This window comes from Pseudomonas sp. TWI929, from assembly GCF_039673335.1.
Lineage (GTDB): Bacteria > Pseudomonadota > Gammaproteobacteria > Pseudomonadales > Pseudomonadaceae > Aquipseudomonas.
Genome location: NZ_JBDJLK010000013.1, coordinates 40,150 through 64,614 on the forward strand (window position 1 = coordinate 40,150; position 24,465 = coordinate 64,614).

The 24,465-nt window shown below is 62.0% G+C and carries 21 protein-coding genes and 1 tRNA gene; 17 read left to right on the plus strand and 5 right to left on the minus strand.

Annotated features, from left to right (window positions below; all coding sequences use genetic code 11):
* Nucleotides 1-20: 20 nt before the first annotated feature.
* The 5 genes from ABE456_RS08470 to ABE456_RS08490 all read left to right on the plus strand — a co-directional run bounded on the left by ABE456_RS08470 (nucleotide 21) and on the right by ABE456_RS08490 (nucleotide 4,388).
* On the plus strand, nucleotides 21-1,415 hold the full coding sequence (locus ABE456_RS08470) for an MFS transporter (RefSeq protein ID WP_346643485.1): 1,395 nt from the start codon (nucleotides 21-23) through the stop codon (nucleotides 1,413-1,415).
* 9 nt (nucleotides 1,416-1,424) lie between these two features.
* Nucleotides 1,425-1,967 carry a single-stranded DNA-binding protein gene (locus tag ABE456_RS08475; protein WP_085677073.1) on the plus strand — a complete coding sequence of 181 codons (543 nt, stop codon included), beginning with the start codon at nucleotides 1,425-1,427 and terminating at the stop codon, nucleotides 1,965-1,967.
* A 215-nt stretch (nucleotides 1,968-2,182) separates the two neighbouring features.
* The gene (locus ABE456_RS08480) at nucleotides 2,183-2,638 is read left to right on the plus strand and encodes a hypothetical protein (RefSeq protein WP_346643486.1); all 456 of its coding nucleotides are present in this window, start codon (nucleotides 2,183-2,185) and stop codon (nucleotides 2,636-2,638) included.
* A 270-nt stretch (nucleotides 2,639-2,908) separates the two neighbouring features.
* On the plus strand, nucleotides 2,909-3,220 hold the full coding sequence (locus tag ABE456_RS08485) for a hypothetical protein (RefSeq protein ID WP_346643487.1): 312 nt from the start codon (nucleotides 2,909-2,911) through the stop codon (nucleotides 3,218-3,220).
* A gap of 298 nt (nucleotides 3,221-3,518) precedes the next feature.
* Nucleotides 3,519-4,388 carry a DMT family transporter gene (locus ABE456_RS08490; protein ID WP_346643488.1) on the plus strand — a complete coding sequence of 290 codons (870 nt, stop codon included), beginning with the start codon at nucleotides 3,519-3,521 and terminating at the stop codon, nucleotides 4,386-4,388.
* Nucleotides 4,389-4,533: 145 nt separating this feature from the next.
* Here the strand turns inward: ABE456_RS08490 and ABE456_RS08495 are convergent, their stop codons facing one another.
* Nucleotides 4,534-5,934 carry a PLP-dependent aminotransferase family protein gene (locus tag ABE456_RS08495; RefSeq protein WP_346643489.1) on the minus strand — a complete coding sequence of 467 codons (1,401 nt, stop codon included), beginning with the start codon at nucleotides 5,932-5,934 and terminating at the stop codon, nucleotides 4,534-4,536.
* 319 nt (nucleotides 5,935-6,253) lie between these two features.
* Here ABE456_RS08495 and ABE456_RS08500 point away from each other — a divergent pair, with 319 nt between their 5' ends.
* The 9 genes from ABE456_RS08500 (at nucleotide 6,254) to ABE456_RS08540 (ending at nucleotide 17,237) form a co-directional block, all read left to right on the plus strand.
* A complete protein-coding gene (locus ABE456_RS08500; protein WP_346643490.1) occupies nucleotides 6,254-7,039 on the plus strand; it encodes a TSUP family transporter in 786 nt (261 codons plus the stop codon).
* 22 nt (nucleotides 7,040-7,061) lie between these two features.
* Nucleotides 7,062-7,823, plus strand: a complete 762-nt coding sequence (locus ABE456_RS08505; RefSeq protein ID WP_346643491.1) for an SDR family NAD(P)-dependent oxidoreductase — start codon at nucleotides 7,062-7,064, stop codon at nucleotides 7,821-7,823.
* 208 nt (nucleotides 7,824-8,031) lie between these two features.
* Nucleotides 8,032-11,100, plus strand: a complete 3,069-nt coding sequence (fdnG, locus tag ABE456_RS08510; RefSeq protein ID WP_346643492.1) for a formate dehydrogenase-N subunit alpha — start codon at nucleotides 8,032-8,034, stop codon at nucleotides 11,098-11,100.
* Nucleotides 11,100-12,050 (plus strand): formate dehydrogenase subunit beta, encoded by a 951-nt coding sequence (gene fdxH, locus ABE456_RS08515; RefSeq protein WP_346643493.1) that lies wholly within the window; start codon nucleotides 11,100-11,102, stop codon nucleotides 12,048-12,050. The genes fdnG and fdxH overlap by 1 nt, the downstream gene beginning before the upstream one ends.
* Nucleotides 12,047-12,703, plus strand: a complete 657-nt coding sequence (locus ABE456_RS08520; protein WP_346643494.1) for a formate dehydrogenase subunit gamma — start codon at nucleotides 12,047-12,049, stop codon at nucleotides 12,701-12,703. Before fdxH ends, ABE456_RS08520 begins: the two co-directional genes overlap by 4 nt.
* Before the next feature lie 4 nt (nucleotides 12,704-12,707).
* Entirely contained in the window at nucleotides 12,708-13,628 is a 921-nt protein-coding gene (gene fdhE, locus ABE456_RS08525) for a formate dehydrogenase accessory protein FdhE (protein WP_346643495.1), read from the plus strand.
* A 160-nt stretch (nucleotides 13,629-13,788) separates the two neighbouring features.
* Nucleotides 13,789-15,216 carry an L-seryl-tRNA(Sec) selenium transferase gene (selA, locus tag ABE456_RS08530; RefSeq protein ID WP_346643496.1) on the plus strand — a complete coding sequence of 476 codons (1,428 nt, stop codon included), beginning with the start codon at nucleotides 13,789-13,791 and terminating at the stop codon, nucleotides 15,214-15,216.
* Complete coding sequence (gene selB, locus ABE456_RS08535) at nucleotides 15,213-17,135, plus strand: selenocysteine-specific translation elongation factor (protein WP_346643497.1); 1,923 nt, start codon at nucleotides 15,213-15,215, stop codon at nucleotides 17,133-17,135. The genes selA and selB overlap by 4 nt, the downstream gene beginning before the upstream one ends.
* Nucleotides 17,136-17,141: 6 nt before the next feature.
* A tRNA-Sec gene (locus tag ABE456_RS08540) sits at nucleotides 17,142-17,237 on the plus strand.
* Between the two features lie 109 nt (nucleotides 17,238-17,346).
* On the opposite strand, the gene ABE456_RS08545 is transcribed toward ABE456_RS08540, so the two are convergent.
* Together ABE456_RS08545 and ABE456_RS08550 are read right to left on the minus strand one after the other, a co-directional pair.
* Nucleotides 17,347-18,345, minus strand: coding sequence for an asparaginase (locus ABE456_RS08545; protein ID WP_346643498.1), 999 nt, complete (start codon nucleotides 18,343-18,345; stop codon nucleotides 17,347-17,349).
* Between the two features lie 63 nt (nucleotides 18,346-18,408).
* Nucleotides 18,409-19,851: a sodium:alanine symporter family protein gene (locus tag ABE456_RS08550; RefSeq protein WP_346643499.1), complete on the minus strand. Its 1,443-nt coding sequence runs from the start codon at nucleotides 19,849-19,851 to the stop codon at nucleotides 18,409-18,411.
* 178 nt (nucleotides 19,852-20,029) lie between these two features.
* Here ABE456_RS08550 and ABE456_RS08555 point away from each other — a divergent pair, with 178 nt between their 5' ends.
* Nucleotides 20,030-20,839 (plus strand): helix-turn-helix transcriptional regulator, encoded by an 810-nt coding sequence (locus tag ABE456_RS08555; RefSeq protein ID WP_346643500.1) that lies wholly within the window; start codon nucleotides 20,030-20,032, stop codon nucleotides 20,837-20,839.
* An 8-nt stretch (nucleotides 20,840-20,847) separates the two neighbouring features.
* Here the strand turns inward: ABE456_RS08555 and ABE456_RS08560 are convergent, their stop codons facing one another.
* Nucleotides 20,848-21,642: a TSUP family transporter gene (locus tag ABE456_RS08560; RefSeq protein WP_346643501.1), complete on the minus strand. Its 795-nt coding sequence runs from the start codon at nucleotides 21,640-21,642 to the stop codon at nucleotides 20,848-20,850.
* 420 nt (nucleotides 21,643-22,062) lie between these two features.
* Between ABE456_RS08560 and ABE456_RS08565 the strand changes: the two genes are divergently transcribed.
* The gene (locus tag ABE456_RS08565) at nucleotides 22,063-22,947 is read left to right on the plus strand and encodes a sugar nucleotide-binding protein (RefSeq protein WP_346643502.1); all 885 of its coding nucleotides are present in this window, start codon (nucleotides 22,063-22,065) and stop codon (nucleotides 22,945-22,947) included.
* Nucleotides 22,940-23,872, plus strand: a complete 933-nt coding sequence (locus ABE456_RS08570; protein WP_346643503.1) for an NAD-dependent epimerase/dehydratase family protein — start codon at nucleotides 22,940-22,942, stop codon at nucleotides 23,870-23,872. Before ABE456_RS08565 ends, ABE456_RS08570 begins: the two co-directional genes overlap by 8 nt.
* A 131-nt stretch (nucleotides 23,873-24,003) precedes the next feature.
* Here the strand turns inward: ABE456_RS08570 and ABE456_RS08575 are convergent, their stop codons facing one another.
* Nucleotides 24,004-24,447, minus strand: coding sequence for a helix-turn-helix domain-containing protein (locus ABE456_RS08575; protein ID WP_346643504.1), 444 nt, complete (start codon nucleotides 24,445-24,447; stop codon nucleotides 24,004-24,006).
* Nucleotides 24,448-24,465 lie beyond the last annotated feature (18 nt).

Below are 24,465 nucleotides of genomic sequence, written 5' to 3' on the forward strand. Positions count from 1 at the left end.
GGTTCACACGAGGTTAATCCATGCACGACACCCACAACGAGCGCATGAGCAGCGGCGAAACCCGCGCTGCTGGCGGCCTGGCCCTGGTCTTTGCCTTTCGTATGCTGGGCATGTTCATGGTCTTGCCGGTACTGGCCACCTACGGCATGGACCTGGCCGGTGCCACGCCTGCGCTGATCGGCCTGGCCATTGGCGCCTATGGCCTGACCCAGGCGGTATTGCAAATACCGTTCGGGATGATTTCCGACCGCATTGGCCGCCGGCCAGTGATTTACCTGGGGCTGGTGATCTTTGCCCTGGGCAGTGTATTGGCGGCCCAGGCCGACTCTATCTGGGGTGTGATTGCCGGGCGAATCCTGCAGGGCGCCGGGGCGATTTCTGCCGCCGTCATGGCGCTGCTGTCCGACCTTACCCGCGAGCAACACCGGACCAAGGCGATGGCCATGATCGGCATGAGTATCGGGCTGTCGTTCGCTGTCGCCATGGTCGTTGGCCCATTGCTGACAAGTGCCTTTGGCTTGTCAGGATTGTTCCTGGCCACGGCCGGCCTTGCCTTGGTCGGTATCCTGCTGATTGCCTTTGTCGTGCCCAATACCCACAGCATCCTGCAGCATCGCGAGTCGGGTGTGGCGCGCAAGGCCCTTGGCCCGACCCTGCGCCATCCGGACCTCCTGCGCCTGGACGTGGGTATTTTCATCCTCCACGCCATCCTCATGGCCAGCTTCGTCGCATTGCCACTGGCCTTCGTCGAGCGTGGTGGCCTGCCCAAGGAGCAACACTGGTGGGTGTACCTGACCGCGTTGTTCATTTCATTTTTTGCAATGGTACCGTTCATCATCTACGGCGAAAAAAAGCGCAAGATGAAACGTGTGCTGGCCGGGGCGGTCAGTGTGTTGCTGCTGGTCGAGGTGTTCTTCTGGCAGTGGGCTGACGGTTTGCGCGGACTGGTGATCGGCACCGTGGTATTCTTTACTGCATTCAACCTGCTGGAGGCCTCGCTGCCTTCGCTGGTGAGCAAGGTGTCGCCTGCAGGTGGCAAGGGGACGGCAATGGGGGTTTACTCCACCAGCCAGTTCCTCGGCGCTGCCCTGGGAGGAATCCTCGGTGGCTGGTTGTTCCAGCACGGCGGGCTGAACATGGTGTTCCTCGGCTGTGCGGTTCTGTGTGCCATATGGCTGGTCGTCGCCTTGCGCATGAACGAGCCGCCCTATGTGACCAGCCTGCGCATGCCGCTGACGCCAGAGGCAGTCCGGGAAGCCGGCCTGACCGAGCGCCTGATGGCCGTGCCGGGTGTGACCGACGCCATTGTGGTGGCTGAAGAATCCGCCATCTATATCAAACTGGATACGAAAATTTTGGACCGTACGACCCTCGAGCGCCTGGTGAACCCGGCCTCTTCGGCGTGCGAAGCCTAGGAGAACGTTATGGCCCGTGGGGTTAACAAAGTCATTCTGGTCGGTACCTGTGGCCAGGATCCCGAAGTCCGCTACCTGCCCAACGGTAACGCCGTGACCAACCTGAGCCTGGCCACCAGCGAGCAGTGGACCGACAAGCAGTCGGGCCAGAAGGTCGAGCGTACCGAGTGGCACCGTGTGTCGCTGTTCGGCAAGGTTGCCGAAATCGCCGGCGAGTACCTGCGCAAAGGTTCGCAGTGCTACATCGAAGGCAAGCTGCAGACCCGCGAGTGGGAAAAGGACGGCATCAAGCGCTACACCACCGAGATCATCGTCGACATCAACGGCACCATGCAGCTGCTCGGCGGCCGTCCGCAGGGCCAACAGCAGGGCGGTGACCCGTACAACCAGGGTGGCGGCAACTACGGTGGCGGCCAGCAGCAACAGTACAACCAGGCTCCGCCACGCCAGCAGGCCCAACGCCCGCAGCAGCAACAGCGCCCGGCGCCACAGCAGCCAGCACCGCAGCCGGCGGCTGACTTTGACAGCTTTGATGACGATATTCCGTTCTAACTCGAACGGTTAGGAATCGCGCCAGGCCAGAAACCCGGAGCAATTGCTCCGGGTTTTTTTTGCCTGTGGAAATGAAGCAGTAAGAAATTATGGGGAGGGCCTCGAAATACTCAAATAAATGGTCTCTTTTGTTGTAGGGCATTTCTGAATTTACTCTTGCGTCAACTATCTGCTGTCGCGATTGCTTAGCATCTACGTTTTTAAAGGAGTGGATCATGCAATCAGAAAGTGAAGAGTTAGATAAAATTGAAATCCAGCTGAAGTCTTCATCAGGCGACTATCGGATCCCGGGGTTCAGCGAAGGTTACGCGCTGTATCTCAAGGGCTGCAAAAAGGGTGCGGGTTACACTGGAGGCTTTCTGCTCCTGTTAGGTTTTGCCATCGCTGCACTGGCCATCGGTGCGCTGGTTTTCGGCCCGTCGACGATCACTTACTACCGATCTACCGGCCCCTCCTGGTTTCAGTATGTCCAGATGTACGCTGCGCCGATAATGATGGCTGGCGGTGCGCTGTTTACCTTGGGTGGTTATCTGTATTCAAAGAAGGCAGTGGGGCGAGAGGAGTTTCTGGTGACGATCTACAAACTCATCGCGCCTGATGGGCAGGTTGTTACTGGAACAGTTCATCTCCGTTATCTGGGCGGTGATAACTTTAATATAGCAATCAACTGAGGGGTAAGCGGGCCAGAAAGTCGAAGAATTTTTATCCTCGCTTGTAAGTAGATTCTGAATATTGGTTCGCTAGAGGTTTCTTGATCGTTGACTGCGTAGTCTCTATTTTTTCAAAGGAGATGAGGATGCAAACATCGGTCAAGAAACTCATGGGTGAAGTGAAGCTCCAGCCAGCCAGACAGGCAGGCTTACCAGGTCTGCGGCTTTTCCAATGCTTATGAAAGCTACTCGGAGGATTGTGCTGACAGGCGTCACGGTGCCAGCGTACTCATGGTGATAGGTCTTGCGATTGCAGCATTGGGCCTCGGTATCTGGATGTTCGGCCCTTCGACCGTTTACTACGACCGCCTTTCTGGTCCGAGCTTTATACAACACATGCAAATTGCTCCTCATCTTGTCCTATCTGTGGGGATCTTTTTCCTGGCCCTGGCCCAAAAAATACGCGGCGAAGATCAGGTCAGTCGAGAGTCTTTTCTGCTTGCTCACTACAAGGTAATTAGCATTGATGGGAATGACGCCAGAGAGCAGGTCGACATACGTCATGTGGCAGAAGATGAGTTCAATATTTCATTGCATCCATGAGGGCTGACGCCGCAGTTGTAGGAACGGCCATATGTTGCGAAAAGACCGCATAGCGGCTCCGGATTTTCTACATGAACAAGGGCTGGAGCTGCAACGCGACCTTTCGCGATACAAAGCTGTTACAGAAAGCTTGCGGGAAGCTTCGAACGCACATCGCGGGTTGCTAATTCCCATTATGTCGTGATGTTTTTTGGCCAGCCATCCTGTGTAGGAAGCATCTGAAATTGCTGGTATTGCGACTCATCATCGCCCTCTCTTGTTTAGTATCTGCTCCATAGCAAGCAGAGGGAATGAAAGCATGGACGTCATCATGGGTTTGGTAGCCGCCGTGTTATGGGGCGCCACGGATTTTCTGGTGGGAGTAAACGCCCGGGCAGTTGGCATCCGCCGAGCTGTCTTTTTTGGACAGGTTTTGGGTCTGCTGCTGATGGGACTGATTCTCTTCATGTCGGCCAATCAGTTGGAAAAGATGCTGGCGGCACCTGTTAGCGCATTGCTCCTCGGTGGGGTTGCGGCGCTTTGCACTGTGTTGGGGGCGCTGTCACTTTCCAAGGCGTTCGCTATCGGCAAGACGGCAGTCGTGGCCCCGATGGTGACCTCGTATGGCATCTTTACTACGTTGCTGGCCTGGCTGGGTGGTGATGAACTGTCGCTTTGGCAGTTTCTTGGCTTGCTGACCTGTTTCCTTGGTGTGCTGTTGGCCAGTAGCAGCGGTAACAGGGCGGATGAGCAGGGGCGCTCGATGAGCCGTTTGCCAGTTGGTTTTGCTTTGTTGGCGGCGGCGCTCTACGGCATCAGTTTCTGGCTTCAGGGGAAATATGCGCTGCCATCGCTCGGCCCTGTAAACATGTTGGCGTTAGGGTATGCAGTAGGGGTGATCTTCCTGATGCCCGAAGCGCTGAGGCTGATGAGAGGGTGGTCGGCAATCAGGCTAAGAACCTGTGCAACATTGTGCGGTGCCAGCCTGTTTAACCTGGGTGGTTTTTCTGCCTTTTCCTGGGGGGTACTCAATGGTTCGATTTCCATTGTCACGGTGATCAGCACACTGTCTGGCGGCATCGCTGCGATACTTGGCTTTTTCTTCTATCGAGAGCGCTTGTCCTGTTTTCAGGTGGTGGGCGTGAACCTGGTTTTGTCGGGTGCCATTCTGCTGCACCTGTTTGGGTGACCCCGATAAGTTCAGGTACTGCGTTCATCTGAGCCATGACGCGGTCACTGTGTGCGGGTTTACCCGCGAATGCGGCAGCGGGCTTACCGACGCATTCGCGGGTAAACCCGCTCCCACAGAGGGGCGCGTCAAATCAGCCAGCGCTTCAATAGAACAGCCGCGGATCCGGCGAGTCCAGCAAACTGACCAGCTTGGTCAGGGCAAAGCCCAGTTCCTCGCGGCTAGGGGTCATCAGGGCGATGCGCACGCCGTAGTTGGTGTTGCTGCGTTCAGGCAGGAACTGGCTGCCACTGACCACCGTGACGCCGTTGTTGCGCGCCAGGTTGGCGAACTCGTCGCTGGTCCATGGCTCCGGCAACTCCAGCCAGATATGGAAGCTGTTGGGCTGGCTGCGGATCTTGTACTTGCCAAGTATCTCTCGGGCCATGTGCTGGCGCGCGGCCGCCTCATTCTGCTGCACCTGCACCAACTGGTCGGCCATGCCGCTGTTGATCAGGTTACTGGCCAGTTGCGCCATCAATGGCGATGGCATCCACACGCTGCTGCGTACCATCGACGATAACCGCGAGAGGGTTTGCGGCGGAGCGTACAGGTAACCGATACGCAGCGCCGGCAGCACGCTCTTGGAAAGGCTGGTGAGGTACACCGAGCGTTCGGGCGCATACGCAGCCAGTGGCTTGTAATCCGGTGCGGGCTCAAGGAAACCGTAGATATCGTCATCGACGATGAACAGGTCGAACTCGCGGGCGATCTCGGCGATGGCCTGGCGCCGTGCGTGGGGCATGATCGAGTTGGTCGGGTTCTGGTGGGTGGTGACGCATACCAGCAGGGAAGGGCGATGCTCCAGGCATGCCGCGCGCAGCGCCTCGGGAATCAGCCCGTGCTCGTCCATGGCTACGCCGCGCAGGCGGCGGCCCATGCTATGCGCCAGGGAGATGATGCCTGGGTAGCAGAACGACTCGCACAGCACCACGTCGTCGCTCTTCGACAGGCTGCTGATGGCCACCAGCAGGCCATGCTGGGCCCCCGAAGTCAGCACTACCTGCTGCCAGCGCGCCTCGGGCAGCCAGCGCTGGATCCAGGCGGCGCCGGCCTGTTTGTGCGTGGTGTGGCCGCCCTCGGTGACATAGTCCAGCACTTGCACCAGGTCGGGCGACGTGGCCAGTTCGTTTATCGCCCCGCGCAGCCAGTCGGCCATGTGGGCATCGTTGGGCTTGATGATCGACAGGTCGATCTGGCCGCTCTCACGCTCGGCTGTTGCTGCCTTTGGTTTTGCGCTCGGGGCCGGGGCAGGGCTTTGCACCTGCTGCCGCTGCAGCACGAAGGTGCCACGGCCAACTTCACCCACTACCAGGCCGCGCTTGGCAGCTTCGTCATAGGCTCGGCCGATGGTGCCAGGGGTCACATTCAGGGCCTCGGCCAAGTCTTTGAGTGTAGGCAAGCGTTCGCCCGCCAACAGCCGGCCACTGCCAATGTCTTGCTCCAAGGCGTCGGCGATCATCAGGTAGACCGGCTGCGCCAGGTCGCTGTAGTGAGGAACCCACATGGAAATGGCACCAGAAGCTGCGAGAACGCGGAAGCCTAGCACGAAAGGTCTGATGGAAGTAATTGTGATTTCTGCGCACAAATTACCTCGATTTAACCGTTCCGGTCCGTCGTGCAGGTGCATTGGATGGCGATTAAACGGGCTTAACGTCGAGCCGTGGCTTAACACTTGCTTCAATAAAATCTAATAAATTCAGATGGTTAATTAAGGTTTTTCGATTTGATGAGGCTGGCGTGCAAAAAACTAATTGAATCGATGTTATTTCTATAAATACAATCATTGAATCGATGCAATTATCCAGGGTAAGGGACGTACCATAATGGAACTGTTAGGCGCCTTCTGGGCGGAACACTGGTTGTTGGCGATCCTCATGCTCGGTGCGATCGCCTTCATTGCGGGCTTCGTCGACAGCATTGCTGGCGGTGGCGGGTTGTTCCTGGTGCCGGGCTTCCTGCTGGTTGGCATGCCCCCCCAGGTTGCCCTGGGCCAGGAAAAACTGGTCAGCACCCTTGGCACCTTGGCGGCCATTCGCAACTTCCTGGCCAACAGCAAGATGGTCTGGCAGGTGGCGCTGGTCGGGGTGCCGTTCTCGCTGCTGGGTGCCTACCTGGGGGCGCACCTGATCGTGTCGATCTCCCAGGAAACCGTGGGCAAGATCATCCTGGCGCTGATCCCGTTCGGCATCCTCATTTTCCTCACCCCCAAGGACCGCCCGGTCGAGGAGCGCGAGCTGTCTTCGCGCGTGCTGTACACCGTGGTGCCGCTGACCTGCCTGGCCATTGGCTTCTATGACGGCTTCTTCGGCCCCGGTACCGGCAGCATGTTCATCATCGCTTTCCATTACCTGCTGCGCATGGACCTGGTCTCCAGCTCGGCCAACTCGAAAACCTTCAACTTTGCGTCAAACATCGGCGCCCTGGTGGCCTTCGTCATGGCAGGCAAGGTCGTCTACCTGCTGGCGTTGCCGCTGGTGGCCTGCAACATCCTCGGTAATCACCTGGGCAGCGCGCTGGCCCTGCGCAAAGGTAACGAAGTGGTGCGCAAGGCGCTGGTGTTCTCGATGCTCTGCCTGTTCACCAGCCTGGGCGTGAAGTACCTGGCCTGACTCAATCCAAAGGAGACAATTGATGAAAACCGCATTCGTAACCGGCGCCTCCTCAGGCTTTGGCCGCGCCATTTGCCGCACCCTGATCGGCAAAGGCTACCGCGTGATCGGTGGTGCCCGGCGCATGGACAAGCTGCAAGCGCTGGAGGCCGAGCTGGGTGCCAACTTCATCCCGCTGGCGCTGGATGTCACTGACCCGGTGTCGCTCGAAGCGGCGGCCGAGCATATTCGCGATGCTTCGCTGCAAATCGATCTGCTGGTCAATAACGCTGGGCTGGCGTTGGGTGTCGACCGTGCCCAGGCCAGCAGTGCCGAAAACTGGCAGCGGATGATCGACACCAACATCACCGGCCTGGCCATGGACACCCACAAGATCCTGCCGCAGATGGTGGAAGCCGACAGCGGCATGATCATCAACATTGGCTCCATCGCCGGCACCTACCCCTACCCGGGCGGTAACGTGTACGGCGCGAGCAAGGCCTTTGTTCGCCAGTTCAGCCTCAACCTGCGCGCCGACCTGGCGGGCACCCGCGTGCGGGTGAGCAATATTGAGCCGGGGCTGTGTTCGGGCACCGACTTCTCAGTGGTGCGCCTGAATGGTGACCAGGATGCCGTGCAGGCGCTGTACCGGGATGTGGAAGCCATTCTGCCGGAAGACATTGCGGCCACGGTGGCCTGGATTGCCGAGCAACCGGCGCATGTGAACATCAATACCATCGAGATCATGCCGGTGGCGCAGAGCAGCGCGGCGCTGAATGTGGTGCGCAACCTGCCGCGTTGCTGATTGGTAAGTGGTGGATGGCACCGGCGTTGCCGGTGTTCGCGGGTAAACCCGCTCCCACAGGGACCGCGTCTGCAGCTGACCCATGTCATCGCACCTTCCCGATTCTTGACTAGTCTTATCTATTGGCGGCCATCAATTAGCCGCCACCGTGACTACCAAGAGGCGCCGGCCATGTTCCGCGCGTCCACCACCTGATCAGGAGTGCACGATGGATCTCAACCGTCGGCAGTTCTTCAAGGTCGCCGCCGTCGGCCTTGGAGGCTCGAGCCTGGCGGCGTTGGGCATGGCCCCGACGCCGGCCTTCGCCGAGCAGGTGCGTCACTTCAAGCTGGCGCATACCAAAGAAGCCCGTAACACCTGTCCCTACTGCTCGGTCGGCTGCGGCCTGATCATGTACAGCCAGGGCGATGCGGGTAAAAACGTCAAACAGAGCATCATCCATATCGAAGGTGACGCCGACCACCCGGTCAACCGCGGCACCCTCTGCCCGAAAGGCGCCGGCCTGCTGGACTTTATCCACAGCCCGAGCCGCCTGCAGTACCCCGAGGTACGCAAGCCGGGCAGCAAGGAGTGGGTGCGGGTCAGCTGGGACGAGGCGCTCGACCGCGTCGCCGACCTGATGAAGCAGGACCGCGACGCCAACTTCATCGAGAAGAACGCCCAGGGGCTAACCGTCAACCGCTGGCTCACCACCGGTTTTCTCGCTGCTTCCGCCGCCTCCAGCGAGGCCGGCTACCTGACCCACAAGGTCGTCCGCGCAACAGGCATGCTGGGGTTCGATAACCAGGCTCGTGTCTGACATGGCCCGACGGTGGCAAGTCTTGCCCCGACGTACGGCCGTGGCGCCATGACCAACCACTGGTCCGATATCGCCAACGCGAATCTGGTCCTGGTGATGGGTGGCAACGCAGCAGAAGCGCATCCGTGCGGCTTCAAGTGGGTGACCGAGGCCAAGGCGCACAACAAGGCGCGGCTGATCGTGGTCGACCCGCGGTTTACCCGTACCGCTTCGGTGGCGGACTACTACGCGCCGATCCGCACCGGTACCGACATCGCCTTCATGGGTGGGCTGATCAACTACTTGCTGACTACTGACAAGATCCAGCACGAGTACGTGCGCAACTACACCGACGTGTCGTTCATCGTCAAAGAGAACTATGGCTTCGAGGACGGTCTGTTCAGCGGCTACGACGAGGCCAAGCGTGTGTATGCCGACAAGTCCGGCTGGGGTTACGAGCTGGGTGAGGACGGCTATGCCAAGGTCGACCCGACGCTGCAGCACCCGCGCTGCGTGTTCCAATTGATGAAACAGCACTACAGCCGCTATACCCCGGAGCTGGCGAGCATGACCTGTGGCATGCCGCAGGACGCCATGATGAAGGTCTGGGAAGAGATCGCCACCTGCTCGGTACCGGGCAAGACCATGACAATCCTCTACGCGCTGGGCTGGACGCAGCACTCGATTGGCGCGCAGATCATCCGCAGTGCGGCCATGGTCCAGTTGCTGCTGGGCAACGTCGGCATGCCCGGTGGCGGGGTCAACGCCCTGCGCGGGCACTCCAACATCCAGGGTCTGACCGACCTCGGCCTGCTGTCCAACTCGCTGCCTGGCTACCTGACCCTGGCTGGCGACGCCGAGCAGGACTACGCCACCTACATCGACAAACGCGCTTCCAAGCCGCTGCGCCCGGGGCAGCTGTCGTACTGGCAGAACTACGGCAAGTTCCACGTCAGCCTGATGAAAGCCTGGTATGGCGCCAACGCCACGGCGGAGAACAACTGGGGCTACGACTGGCTGCCCAAGCTCGATGTACCGGCCTACGACGTGCTGCGCATGTTCGAGATGATGGGCCAGGGCAAGGTAAACGGTTATATGTGCCAAGGCTTCAACCCGATCGCCGCGCTGCCGGACAAGAACCGCGTCACTGCGGCCTTGGGCAAGCTCAAGTGGCTGGTGATCATGGACCCGCTGGCCACCGAAACCTCGGAGTTCTGGCGCAACGCCGGGCCGTTCAACGACGTTGACACGGCCAACATCCAGACCGAAGTTATCCGCCTGCCCACTACCTGCTTTGCCGAGGAAGACGGCTCGCTGGTCAACAGCAGCCGCTGGCTGCAGTGGCACTGGAAGGGCGCCGACGGCCCGGGCGAAACCCGCACCGACGTGCACATCATGAGCGAGCTGTTCCTGCGTTTGCGCCAACGCTACCAGGCCGAGGGCGGCGCCTACCCCGACGCGATGATGAACATCAGCTGGCCGTACAAGATCCCCGAAGAGCCATCCCCGGAGGAGTTGGCCAAGGAGATGAACGGCTGGGCGGTGGCCGACGTCACCGACCCGGCTGGCGCGGTGATCAAGGCCGGCCAGCAATTGGCAGGCTTCGGCCAGCTCAAGGACGACGGCAGCACTGCGTCTGGCTGCTGGATCTTCGCTGGCAGCTGGACCGAGCAGGGCAACCAGATGGCCCGCCGCGACAACAGCGACCCGTACGGGATGCACCAGGTACAGAACTGGGCCTGGGCCTGGCCGGCCAACCGCCGCATCCTCTACAACCGTGCCTCCAGTGACCCGCAAGGCAAACCGTGGGACCCGCAGAAGAAGCGCCTGGTGTGGTGGAACGGCAAGGTCTGGACCGGCACCGACGTGCCCGACTTCAAGGTCGATTCACCACCCGAAGCGGGGATGAACCCGTTCATCATGAACCCCGAAGGCGTGGCGCGCTTCTTCGCGATCGACAAGATGGCCGAAGGCCCGTTCCCCGAGCACTACGAACCGTTCGAAACGCCAATTGGCATCAACCCGCTGCACCCGCAGAACAAGAAGGCCACCAGCAACCCAGCTGGGCGCATCTTCGACTCGGTGTGGGACAGCCTCGGCAAGCACGACGAGTTCCCGTACGCGGCTACCACTTACCGGCTGACCGAGCACTTCCACTTCTGGAGCAAGCATTGCCGGCTCAACGCCATTGCCCAGCCCGAGCAGTTCGTCGAGATTGGCGAGGTGCTGGCCAACGAGAAGGGCATCAAGGCCGGTGACCGGGTGCGGGTGTCGAGCAAGCGCGGGCATATCGATGCGGTAGCGGTGGTGACCAAGCGGATTCGCCCTTTGCAGGTCAACAACCAGACCGTGCACCAGATCGGCATCCCGTTGCATTGGGGCTTCACCGGGGCGACCCGGCATGGCTACCTGACCAACACCCTGGTGCCCTTCCTCGGTGACGGCAACACGCAGACGCCAGAGTCCAAGTCGTTCCTCGTCAAAGTGGAGAAACTCTGATGGCCAGCCAAGACATCATCGCCCGCTCGGCCACCACCACCGTACCGCCCTCGGTACGCCAGCAGCAGGAAGTCGCCAAGCTGATCGACACCACCAAGTGCATCGGCTGCAAGGCCTGCCAGGTGGCGTGTTCGGAGTGGAACGAACTGCGTGACGAGGTCGGCCACAACCACGGCACCTACGACAACCCCCAGGACCTCACCGCCGAGACCTGGACCCTGATGCGCTTCACCGAGCATGAGCGTGACGACGGCAACCTGGAATGGCTGATCCGCAAGGACGGCTGCATGCACTGCGCCGACCCAGGTTGCCTGAAGGCCTGCCCGAGCCCGGGGGCGATCATCAAGCACGCCAACGGCATCGTCGACTTCAACCAGGACCACTGCATCGGCTGTGGCTATTGCATCACTGGCTGCCCGTTCAACATCCCGCGCATCTCGCAGAAGGACCACAAGGCGTACAAGTGCACCCTGTGTTCAGACCGCGTGACCGTGGGCCTGGAGCCGGCCTGCGTGAAAACCTGCCCGACCGGGGCGATCGTTTTCGGCAGCAAGGACGAGATGAAAGTGCATGCCGCCGAGCGCATCGTCGACCTGAAGTCGCGGGGCTACGACAAGGCCGGCCTTTACGACCCGGACGGCGTCGGTGGCACTCACGTGATGTATGTGTTGCACCATGCCGACACGCCGAAGCTGTACGCCGGCTTGCCGGACCAGCCGGTGATCAGCCCGCTGGTGGGGCTGTGGAAGGGCTTCACCAAGCCGCTGGCGCTGCTGGCCATGGGCGCAGCAGTGCTGGCTGGGTTTTTCCACTATGTGCGGGTTGGCCCACAGCGGGTGGAAGAGGATGAACACCCCACGCCACCCGACGAAAGCGTGCATCAGGTGGACCCTGCGGTGCATGTCTATGATCCGACCAAGCCCGGTGGGCAAGGGGGGCAGCGGCCATGAACGACAACAAACCCATCCTGCGCTACAACGCCAACGAGCGCAGCAACCACTGGGTGGTGGCGATCCTGTTCATCCTTGCAGGGCTGTCGGGGCTGGCGCTGTTCCACCCGGCGCTGTTCTGGCTCAGCAACCTGTTCGGCGGCGGGCCGTGGACGCGCATCCTGCACCCCTTCATCGGCGTGGCGATGTTCGTGTTCTTTCTCGGTTTGGTGTTCCGCTTCTGGCGGGCCAACTTCATAACCGCCAACGACCGCCTGTGGCTGCGCCGGGTGGACCGGGTGATGCGCAACGAGGAGGAGGGCGTGCCACCGATCGGCAAGTACAACGCCGGGCAGAAGCTGCTGTTCTGGACCCTGCTGGCGTGCATGCTGGTACTGCTGGTCAGTGGCGTGGTGATCTGGCGCGCATACTTCAGCCATTGGTTCGGCATCGATGTCATTCGCCTGTCCGCGCTGCTGCACGCGCTGGCGGCGTTCGTGCTGATCCTCAGCATCATTGTGCACATCTACGCCGGCATCTGGATCAAGGGCTCGATCGGCGCCATGCTGCATGGCTGGGTCAGCCGCGCCTGGGCACGCAAGCACCATGAGTTGTGGTACCGCGAAGTGACTGGCGACAAGACGCCGGGCAATCACGGACGAAAAGAAGGATGAGCGCTTGAGCACGATACTCGAACCCGGGCAGATCGAAGCCTCGGCGGTGATGCCGCCGTTTCTGCACCTGCCGCCTGCCAACCTGTTTGAACTGCGCGCCGCGCGCCTGGAGCAGCTGGCCGAGGGAAATGCCCTTGGCGATTACCTGAAGTTGATCGCGCGGCTGTGTCGTATCCAGCAGCAGCTTGTGGATAACCCGCCCGGTGAAATGCCGGTGGTCGAAGAGCGTCAGCGCCTGTGCATAAGTCATGGTTTGCCGCCGCTGGCAGCTGACAGCCTGGTACGTGAAGGGCCTTGGCTGGTCTGGTTGCAGGCCTTGCTCGAACACTTCGAAAACGACACCAGTGGCCCGCTCGGCGAGGCGTTGCAGGTGCTGCGTGGCAGTGATGACAACCAGCGCAAGGGCTGGGGCATTGCCTTGCTCGCTGGCCAGTACAACGCGGTGCCTGCGGCGCTGGTGCCGTTCCTTGGCGCCGCGTTGCAGGCAGCATGGTCCAGCTGGCTGCTGGCGCTGCCCACGCCTGAGCTCAAGCCTGGCGACAGCCTGGCCCAGTGCCCGGCCTGCGGTTCGCCGGCGATGGCCGGGGTGGTGCGCAATCGTGGCAAGCACAATGGCCTGCGTTACCTGGCTTGCTCGCTGTGTGCCTGTGAGTGGCATGTGGTGCGGGTCAAGTGCGTGTACTGCGAGTCGAGCAAGGACCTGCGCTATACCAGCCTCGAGGATGACCGCCATGCGCCGGGCAAGGCACCCTTGCGGGCCGAATGCTGCCCGGGGTGCGAGTGCTACCTCAAGCAGAATTACCTGGAGAACGATGCGGCGGCCGAGCCGCTGGCCGACGACCTGGCGAGCCTGGCGCTGGATATGCGCCTGGACGAGGAAGGCTTCCATCGCCTGGCACCCAACCTGCTGCTCGCGCCCGGGTAGTGGGTGAGTGTCTACACTGAAACACCGAGTCGCCTTCTTCGCGGGTAAACCCGCTCCTACAGGTAATGCGCAAACCGTCAGGGTTACGCCCTACCTGTAGGAGCGGGTTCACCCGCGAAAGGGCCAGAACAGACAACGGATAAGTCCAAGGTAGTACCGCATGTCCTCCAGCCTCGCCAGCAACACCCCACGCCTGCCCTCCATCGACACCCTGTTGCGCCACCCGGCCTGCCTGCCGCTGATCGACCGCCACGGCCGCGACGCCGTCCTTGCCACTCTGCGCCAATTGCTCGACGATTTGCGCGTCCCCGCGCGCAATGGCGAACTCGGCAGAGCCGAGCTGGCCCCCGAAATCCTCTTGGGCCGCGCCGGCGAACGCTTGGCCATCCAGCAACGCAGCCAGGTCCGTCGCGTGTTCAACCTCACCGGCACCGTGCTGCACACCAACCTTGGCCGCGCCCTGTTGCCGGAAGAAGCCATCGAGGCCATGCAGACCGCCGCCCGCTACCCGCTTAACCTGGAATTCGACCTGGCCACCGGCAAACGCGGCGACCGCGACGATCTCATCGAAGGCCTGATCCGCGAACTGACCGGCGCCGAGGCCGTCACCGTGGTCAACAACAACGCCGCTGCCGTGCTGCTGGCGCTCAACAGCCTGGGCGCGCGCAAGGAGGGCATCATCTCCCGTGGCGAGCTGATCGAGATCGGCGGCGCCTTCCGCATCCCCGACATCATGGCCCGCGCCGGGGTGAAGCTGCACGAGATCGGTACCACCAACCGCACGCACGCCCGTGACTATGAAGCCGCCATCGGCCCGCGCACCGGCCTGCTGATGCGTGTGCATTGCAGCAACTACAGCATCCAGGGTTTCACCACCCAGGTGCCCACTGCCGAGCTGGCGCGTATCGCCCACCAACATGACTTGCCGCTGCTTGAAGACCTGGGCAGCGGTAGCCTGCTCGACCTTACCCGCTGGGGCCTGCCTGCCGAACCGACAGTGCGCCAGGCCCTGGCCGATGGTGCCGATATCGTCACCTTCAGTGGCGACAAACTGCTGGGCGGGCCGCAAGCCGGGATCATCGTCGGCCGCAAGGAACTGATTGCCAAGATCAAGAAGAACCCGCTAAAGCGCGCGCTACGCGTCGACAAGATCACCCTCGCCGCACTCGAAGCGGTGCTGGCGCTGTACCGCAACCCGGATCGGTTGGCCGAACGCCTGCCCAGCCTGCGCCTGCTCACCCGCAACCAGGCCGAGATCCAGGCCCAGGCCGAGCGTTTGGCTCCTGAACTCAAGGCCCGCCTCGGCGAGCAATGGGCTGTCAGCGTGGAACAGGCGTTGGGCATGATCGGCAGTGGCAGCCAGCCGGTGGCGCGCTTGGCCAGTGCTGCCCTGTGCCTGCGCCCGCAGGTGTCGAAGAAGCTGCGTGGGCGCAGTTTGCATGTACTGGAGCGGGCCCTGCGTGACTTGCCGGTGCCGGTACTTGGCCGTATCGACGACGACGCCCTGTGGCTCGACCTGCGCCAACTGGACGATGAAGCCCAGTGGCTGGCGCAGTTGCCTGCCCTGCAACTGGGGCCGGTGCAGTGATCGTTGGCACCGCCGGGCACATCGACCACGGCAAGACCGCACTGTTGCAGGCGCTGACAGGCCAGGCCGGCGACCAGCGCCAGGAGGAGCGCGCCCGTGGCATGACCATCGACCTTGGCTACCGCTATGCCGCGCTGGCCGAAGGTGCACCGCTGACCGGCTTCATCGATGTGCCGGGGCATGAGCGCTTTATCCACAACATGCTGGCCGGTGCCCATGGCATCGACCTGGTGCTGCTGGTGGTGGCTGCGGACGATGGGGTCATGCCGCAGACCCGCGAGCACTTGGCGATCATCGAATTGCTGGGCATTCCCCAGGCGCTGGTGGCGATCAGCAAATGCGACCGGGTCGAGCCGGCGCGTCTGGCTGAGGTGCAGGTGCAAGTTGGTGAACTGCTGGCGCCTGGGCCGTATGCCGGGGCGCGGCAGTTTCCCTTGTCCAGCCTCAGCGGGGAGGGCGTCGAAGCCCTGCGTCAGGCGTTGCTGGAGGCCGAAGCAGCTGTGCGGCAACGCAGCGTGCGCGGCGGTTTTCGTCTGGCTGTCGACCGCGCTTTTGCGGTTACCGGTGCTGGCGTGGTGGTCACCGGCACGGCACTGGCCGGCCGGGTCAGTGCCGGCGATACCTTGTTGCTGGGCAAGGCTGGTAAAGCAGTGCGGGTGCGCGGTCTGCATGCACAGAACCAGGCCGCGTTGGTGGCCGAGGCGGGCCAGCGGGTGGCGCTGAACATCGTTGCCGAACGCCTGGCGGTGGAGCAGGTACGTAGGGGGGACTGGCTGGTGCCCGAGTGGCTGCATGCGCCCACTGTGCGGGTGGATATCGAGCTGAGCCTGTTGGCTGGCGAGACCCGAACCTTCGAACACTTCAGCGCCGTGCATGTGCACCTCGGCACCCAGGATGTGACGGCCCGGGTCGCCTTGCTTGAAGGCGAAACCCTGGCGGCGGGCCAGCGCATGTTCGCCCAGTTGCTGCTCAACGCGCCGCTGCAGGCGGTGCACGGCGACCGCCTGGTGCTGCGTGATCAGCGTGCCCAGCGAACGCTGGGTGGCGGCAAGGTGCTTGACCCGTTCGCACCCAGCCGACAACGCCGCAGCGATGAGCGCCTGCGCCAGTTGCAGGTGCTGCGCAATGCCGAAGATCTGGAGCAGGCCCTGCCGGCCCTGCTTATCAGTGCCCCGGGTGGTCTTGACCCACAGCGTCTCGAGCGGCAGTTCAACCGCCTGCGGGAAACCTGGCAGTTGCCGGAAGATGTGCTGGTGGTGGCCACGCGACAGGGCCAGCTGCTGTTCGCCAACGCCCAGTGGCAGGGGCTCAAGTACCAGGTGCTGGAGCAGTTGGCGCGGTTTCACGAGCAGGAGCCCGACCAACTCGGCCCGGACCGCGACCGCCTGCGCCGCTTTGCGGCCTTGCCGCTGGAGCGGCCGGCATTCGTCAGCCTGCTGGATGAGTTGCTCGATGTCGGTGCCATTGCAAGCAGCGGGCCCTGGCTGCACCTGCCCGATCACAAGGTGCAGTTGAGCGAAGCCGACAGTGCGTTATGGGCGCGCTTGCAGCCGAAGTTGCTGGCGGGGCAATACGATCCGCCCTGGGTCAGGACCTTGGCAAGTGAGGAGAGCTGCGCCGAAGCTGAGGTGCGCTTGTTGCTGCGCAAGCTGGCCCGGCTGGGCCTGGTGCACCAGGTGGTGCGCGACCTGTTCTACCCCGAGGCGACGCTACAGCGCATGGCAGAGCTGCTGCTGCGGCAGGCCGGAGAAACACCGATAGTGCAGGTTGCGGCGTTTCGCGATATGTTGGGCATCGGTCGCAAGCGCAGTGTGCAGGTTCTGGAATACTTCGACCGCATCGGCCTGACCCGGAGGGTGGCCGACCAGCGTCAAATCCGCGCCGACAGCGCCCTGGCCCAACAGCAGGCCAGGCACTGAGTTCAAGGAAGGCAATCGCGCCCGGTGGCGCGGCCGGGCTTCAAACCCGGTTGGGGACGGCAGCCGTTCCCGGGCAGGTTCGACTCCCGCTGCCTTCCGCCATTTTCTTTCGCCTGTCAGGGCCTCTTCGCGGCTAAACCCGCTCCCACAGGGGCCGGCGCGCAGCCTGTAGGAGCGGGTTTACCCGCGAATGCGCCAGAGAGGGGAACCCTCAAGCACGCTCCCCGCACAGGTCCAGAGCAAACCACCGCTCTGCCGCATCGACATCCAGCCCAGCCCCCAACAGCGCAACCATCTTGGCCAGCGCCGCCTCACGGGTCATGCCGCCACCACTGACCAGTCCGGCCCCGCGCAAGCGGTTACCCGCCGCATAGGTATCGAACACCACCGAACCCTCAGGGCACTGGCTGATAGCCGCCAGCATCACGCCCCGCTGGCGCGCTGCGCTCAGCACATCCAGCAATGCCTGGTCATCCGACGGCCCGGTCCCGCTGCCGTAGCACTCCAGCAGCAACCCTTGCACGCCGCTGCCCAGCAGCGCTTGCAAATGGCTGGCCTGCAGGCCCGGGAACACCGGTACTACCGCCAGGTTGACCGGCTGTCGCGGGTGTTTGTAACCCAGTTCGGCGGGGATTGCTGCGGCACGCTCGCCGTCACGATGACGCGGCAGCGCTACAAAGGCATCGAACGCTTCGCTGCGCAGCTTCGACGCCCGGCAGCCATGTAGCAGCTGGCCATGGAAGTACAGCTGCACGCCGTCTTCCAGGCCTTTTTCGAACTGGCGCAGCGCACCACACAGGTTGGGCCAGGCGTCGCTGTCCGGGGCACCTGCCGGCAGCATCGACCCGGTCAGCAGCACCGGCACCGGCAGGCCCAGCAGCAAGAACGACAACGCCGCGGCGCTATAGGCCAGGCTGTCGGTGCCATGCAGCACCAGCACGCCATCATGGCCAGCCACATCCACTGCCGTGACAATGGCATCGCGCATCGCCAGCCAGTTGTGTTGCTGCATGTTGGCGCTGTCGAGCAGCGGGTTCAGTTCCTGCAGGGTCCATTGCAGCTGGGGCGCATCGGCCACCTGGGCGAAGTGTTCGCGCATCCGCGCTTCAAAACCACCGGCCGGCGCCAGGCCTTCCGGGGTTTCAAGCATGCCGATGGTGCCGCCGGTATAGAGCACGAGAAGGTTCTTTACTGCACGCATGGAAAGCATCCGTAGCGGTGAGCGGAGAAAGAAAAGCCGCCCGCGGACGGGGCGGCTGGGCAGGGCAGGATATCAGCGCTGCGGCTGAGCTTGGCCGACTGCTTTGTCAGTGGCTGTTTCCACCTGCGGATTGGCAGGCCAGGCATTGCGGTCCAGGTCGAGGTCGGCGAACTTCGACGAGTCGAACACGGGTTGCTGGATGCCGGCCTTGCGCTGGTCGTCGTAGTCGCGCATCACCCGCAGGCCCACCTTGAACAGCAGGGCCAGGGCCACCAGGTTGACGAACGCCAGGCAGGTCATGGTGATGTCGGCGAAGGCGAACACGGTCGACAGGTCTTGCATCGAACCCCACACCACCAGTGCCAGCACCAATGCGCGGAACGCCAGCAGCACCACACGGTTGCGGCTGAGGAACTGCAGGCTGTTTTCGCCCAGGTAGTAGTTGTAGAGGATGCAGGTGAACACGAACAGCGACAGTGCCACGCTGACGAACAGGCGGCCCCAGTCACCGACCACGGCGGCCAGCGAGTTCTGGGTCAGGACGATGCCGTCACCTTCGAAACCAGGGGTGTAGAAGCCCGACAGCAGGATCAGCAGCGCGGTGCAGGTGCAGATCACGAAGGTGTCGAGGAACACGCTGAAGGCCTGGACCACGCCCTGGGCGCCCGGGTGCTTCACCGCAGCCACGGCTGCCACGTTCGGCGCACTGCCCAGGCCCGCTTCGTTGGCGAACACGCCACGCTTCACGCCCATGACGATGGCGCTGCCGAGCAGGCCGCCGAACGCCGGGTCGAGGCCGAAGGCGCTCTTGAAGATGGTTTCCAGCATGGCTGGTACGTGTTCGATCTGGGTGCCGATCACGTACAGGGTCACGCCGATGTAGGCCAGGGTCTTGATCGGTACCAGCAGGTCCGATACTGCGGCGATGCGCTTGATGCCACCGAGGAAGGTGATGGCCAGCAGCACGGCCAGGACGATGCCGGTGTGGCGCGGGTCGAAGGCAAAGGCGTTCTGCAGCGAGTGGGTCACGGTGTACGACTGCAGGCCGATAAAGGCGAAACCGTAGGTAACCAGCAGCAGGATCGAGAACACGATGGCCATGCTTTTCTTCTTCAGGCCATGCTGGATGTAGTAGGCCGGGCCGCCACGGTACAAGCCGTCGCCGTCGGCGCGCTTGTACACCTGGGCCAGGGTGCATTCGAAGAAGCTGCTGGCCATGCCGACCAGGGCAGTGACCCACATCCAGAACACTGCGCCAGGGCCGCCCAGGGTCACGGCAATGCCGACACCGGCGATGTTACCGGCGCCCACGCGGCCGGCCAGGCTCAGCATCAGGGCCTGGAAGGAGCTCAACTGGCCTGCTTGGCCACGCAGCGATTCCTTGAACACGGCAAACATGTGGCCGAAATGGCGGAACTGAACGAACCGCGAACGGATGGTGAAGTAACCGCCGAGACCGACGATCAGCACGATGAGGAGTTTCCCGGAAAGGAAATCGTTGAGTGCTTCGAGCATTGGAAAATGACCTCGATTCTTATTCTTCGCATGGAAAGACCAGCGGACGGCAGGCGCACCGCTATTCGTTGGGGCGCATGGTTGGTCATGACAAGAGTGGTTACAATTTCGCGGCTTGGTCTGAATTGATGCGACTTGATGCTACAATGGCGTCATTCGCGTCACCTGGATTCCGCACATGAGCGATCATTTCGCTACCAACCTCAAACTGGCTTGCAGCCACTACCGCTCTATTTCCGAAGTTTGCCGGCAGCTGTCGATCAACCGCGCGCAGTTCAACAAGTACCTGAGCGGGCAAAGCCGTCCGACGGCTTTCAACCTCAAGCGCATTGGTGATTTCTTCGGCGTGGAGGACTATGAGCTGAACCTGCCGGCCGAGCAGTTCGCCCGCCTGATCGGTGCCCGCGTGTCGACCCTGGCCGAGCAGCCCAGCGACCCGATCAGCGAGCTGTTCCGCCCGCTGCACGAGCATGCCGGCAACCTGTCGCGCTACTGCGGCTACTACTTCGAATACTCCAACTGCATGTCGGTGCCGGGCACGATCCTGGTGTCGCTGGTGCACCTATGGGAAGAACGCGGCCGCTTCCTGTTCGAGCGCCAGGAGCGCCAGGAGCGTTCCAGCGCCACCGACCAGCATGCCGAGGTGCGTTGCCGCTACCTGGGGGCGGCCTTCCAGCTGCAGGACCGGGTGTTCCTGATCGACTACGAGTCGCTGACCTTCAACGAAATGAGCCAGACCATCCTCATTCCCAGCTTCAAAAGCCGCATTACCCGCCTGAACGGCCTGAAGGCGGGTGTATCCAGTGGCGACCGGCGCAACCCGGCGTGTACTCGGGTGGTGTGGGAGTACCTGGGCGAGGAGATCAATCGCATCAACGCCTATCGGCAGGTAAGACTGTACCGGCCGGATGATCCGCGTATAGATGATGATGTGCGCGAGCGGCTGAGTGTGGGGCCGTTGCGTAACAGCCTGTTCGAGATTGAATGATGTTTCCCTCAGAGAGTAAGGCGATGTAACCACTGACCAATCGGGTTGCCTGAGTCGAGCAGCAACTTGGTCGCCATGATGCAGCAAACACCGACCAGCAATGGCTTGATCAGCCGGGGCCCAAAGTGCACTGCGCAACGTGCACCCAATTGGGCCCCCACAAAAGCCGCGACTGCCATTGCCAACGCCAGTGGCCAGATGATCGCCCCGCTCAATGAAAACACTGACAGCGCACCCAGGTTACATGCTGCGTTCAACAGCTTGCTGTTACAAACGGCCTGGAGCAGATGCTGGCCAAGGAGGATGACGCAGGCCAGCATGAAAAACGAGCCGACGCCTGGACCGAAAATCCCGTCATAGAACCCAATGATCGGCGCCACGGTAATGCAGAACAAGCTGACTGATATCCTCGCTTTGCGCGTTTGTTCATTGGGTTTTGGACTAAAAGCGAAGTAGGCGGCCACAACGATCAGGAGGATCGGCACACAGGCCTGGAGGAGTGTTTTAGGTACATAGCTGACCGACAAAGCGCCTAGTGCCCCGCCGATGAAGGACATGAGCGCCATTACGTGGGATTTTTTCCAGTCGATCATGCCTTTGCGCGCGAAGGCGAATGTAGCCGAAACTGTCGCTGACGCCGCCTGAAACTTGTTGGTAGCGATCGCAGCCAACGGTTCGATACCGGCAATGAACAATACCGGCAGCGTGATCAAGCCACCGCCGCCGGCAATCGCATCAAAGAAACCGGCCATGAAGGCCATCAGGGCGAGTATCAGAATAAGTGTTACTTCGAGTTCGATCATAGTATGGCCTGAACTGCCACACCTGTAGCTTCTGGTCCCCCTAGGTCTGCAAGGGTTTGGCTTGCGAGTGATATCGCCAAACCCTGCTCCCTGTTGAAGTCAAGATATGCGACTTCCGAATGCGACATTGAACGTTCCTTGTAGTAGACCAAGAGAGTTGCCTTTGTTGGCGTCGCTTGCAAACTGGCTTTGGCGACCCGCAAACGCGGCAGTCAACGATTCAATGCCGTTAGGCTGTTGAGCGGAAGTCAGCTGAATCTTTGAGGGCTGTAGGAGATTTCTGCTTCTTATGATTTCTGCCATGAAAGCGTTGAGCGACTGCGACTACCGGCGTTCTCGAGCCCCTGCGTTGGACTTCCCCGCCCGGAAACCGCAAAATGACCCCTTTCCTTCATCAACCTCTCCGGATCTGCTGACTCTATGCGTATGCGCCTAATGCTGTTGGGTGGTGGCAATGCCCTCGGGCAAGCGCTGATTCGTCTTGGGGCCGAGGAGGACATCGCATTCCTGGCGCCGCGCCCGCCCGAGAATGGCTGGGCTCCTGCCAGCCTCACTCAGTTGCTCGACGATCATCGCCCCAACGCGCTGGTCAACCTGGCCTATTACTTCGACTGGTTCCAGGCCGAGTCGGTCAGCGAACAACGCCTGGCCCAGCAGGAGCGGGCAGTGGAGCGGCTGGCGGAGCTGTGCCAGCATCACCAGATCACCCTGGTGCAGCCTTCCAGTTACCGGGTATTCGATGGCTCGCGGGCGACGGCCTACAGCGAAAAAGACGAACCGGTGCCGTTGGGGCAGCGTGGCCAGGCACTTTGGCGCATCGAGCAGAGTGTGCGTGCAGCCTGCCCGCAGCATGTGCTGCTACGCTTTGGCTGGCTGCTCGACGAGAGTATCGATGGCGCACTGGGCCGCTTTCTGACCCGTGCCGAGCAACCGCAGGAGCTGCTGCTGGCCGACGACCGGCGCGGCAACCCGACACCGGTAGACGATGCTGCCCGGGTGATCCTGTCGGTACTCAAGCAGCTCGATTGCAGCGCGCCGCTGTGGGGCACCTACCATTACGCCGCCAACGAGGCGACTACGCCGCTGGCGCTGGGTCAGGCGATCCTCACCGAGGCCGGCCAGTACCGCCAGCTGGCCGTGCAGGCACCGACGCCGCAGGCCCATGCCGCGCGCCCGGATGCCAGCGAAGAGCCGCAGCATGCGGTATTGGCCTGCAAGAAAATCCTTCATACCTTCGGTATCAAGCCGCGTGCCTGGCGCGCTGGCTTGCCGCCTCTACTGGACCGGTTCTACCGCCATGGCTGACGCCCCCATCCTGATCACCGGCGGTGCCGGCTTCATTGGCTCCCACCTGTGCGATGCGTTGTTGGACAAAGGCTACGCCGTACGCATTCTCGACGACTTCTCCACTGGGCGGCGGGGCAACCTGCAGGTTGATCACCCTCGATTGGAGCTGATCGAAGGCGATGTTGCCGATGCCGGGTTGGTCACGCAGGCTGCGGCGGGCTGCAGTGCCGTGGTGCACCTGGCAGCAGTGGCTTCGGTGCAGGCCTCGGTCGAAGACCCGGTGCGTACCCACCAAAGCAACTTCATCGGCACCCTCAACGTCTGTGAGGCCATGCGTGTACATGGCTTGCGTCGGGTGCTGTTCGCTTCGAGTGCGGCGGTGTACGGCAACAATGGCGAGGGTGAATCGATTGCCGAAGACACGCCCAAGGCGCCGCTGACCCCCTATGCCGTGGACAAGCTGGCCAGTGAGCAGTACCTGGACTTCTACCGCCGTCAGCATGGCCTGGAGCCGGTGGTGTTCCGCTTCTTCAATATCTTCGGGCCACGCCAGGACCCGTCCTCGCCGTATTCCGGGGTAATCAGCATCTTCTGCGAGCGTGCTGTGCAGGGCTTGCCGATCACGGTGTTCGGCGATGGCGAGCAGACCCGCGACTTCCTTTATGTGGGCGACCTGGTGCAGGTGATGGTGCAGGCGCTGGAGCAGCCGCAGGTCGAGGAGGGGGCGGTAAATATCGGCCTCAACCAGGCGACGTCGATCAACCAGATGCTGGCGGCGCTGGAGAAGGTGGTGGGGAGCTTGCCGGCGGTCACCTATGCGCCGGCGCGCTCGGGTGATATTCGCCATTCGCGGGCGGATAACCAGCGGTTGCTGGCGCGGTTCGAATTCCCGCAGGCGACGCCGATGGTTGAAGGTTTGGCGCGGCTTCTGGGCAAGGGCTGAAAGTGCTGGGGCCGCTTTGCGGCCCTATCGCGACACAAGGCCGCTCCCACAGGGATAGCGCAAAGACAATCGATGTGCGGCCCCTGTGGGAGTGGCCTTGTGTCGCGATGGGCTGCGCAGCAGCCCCAGAATCACCCATGCCGCACAACTTTGCGCAGGCAATCCTCGGCTTTAAGAATCCGCCCATCTTGGCCTCGCACCTGCAACGTCTCAAGCGCCTGCCCGTTAGCACCCTCCACCAACTCCGAACGCACCTCACCTGCCGCGAACAGAAACCGCTCCCCCCACTGCCTCAAGCCAACCACCACCGGAAAAACCGACCGCCCTTTCTCGGTCAGTACATACTCCTTGTAGGCACTGCCATCCGAAGCCGGCTGCAGCGCCAACAACCCACTCTCCACCAGCAGCTTGAGCCGCGAGGCGAGGATATTCTTCGCCAGCCCCAGGTTTTTCTGGAATTCACTGAAGCGCCGCAGGCCATCAAAGGCATCGCGCAGAATCATTAGCGCCCAACGGTCACCCAATACCTCCAAGGCCCGGGCCACAGGGCATTGCGCATTATTTTCATCGAGCATGGGGCAAACCTGTCTTGT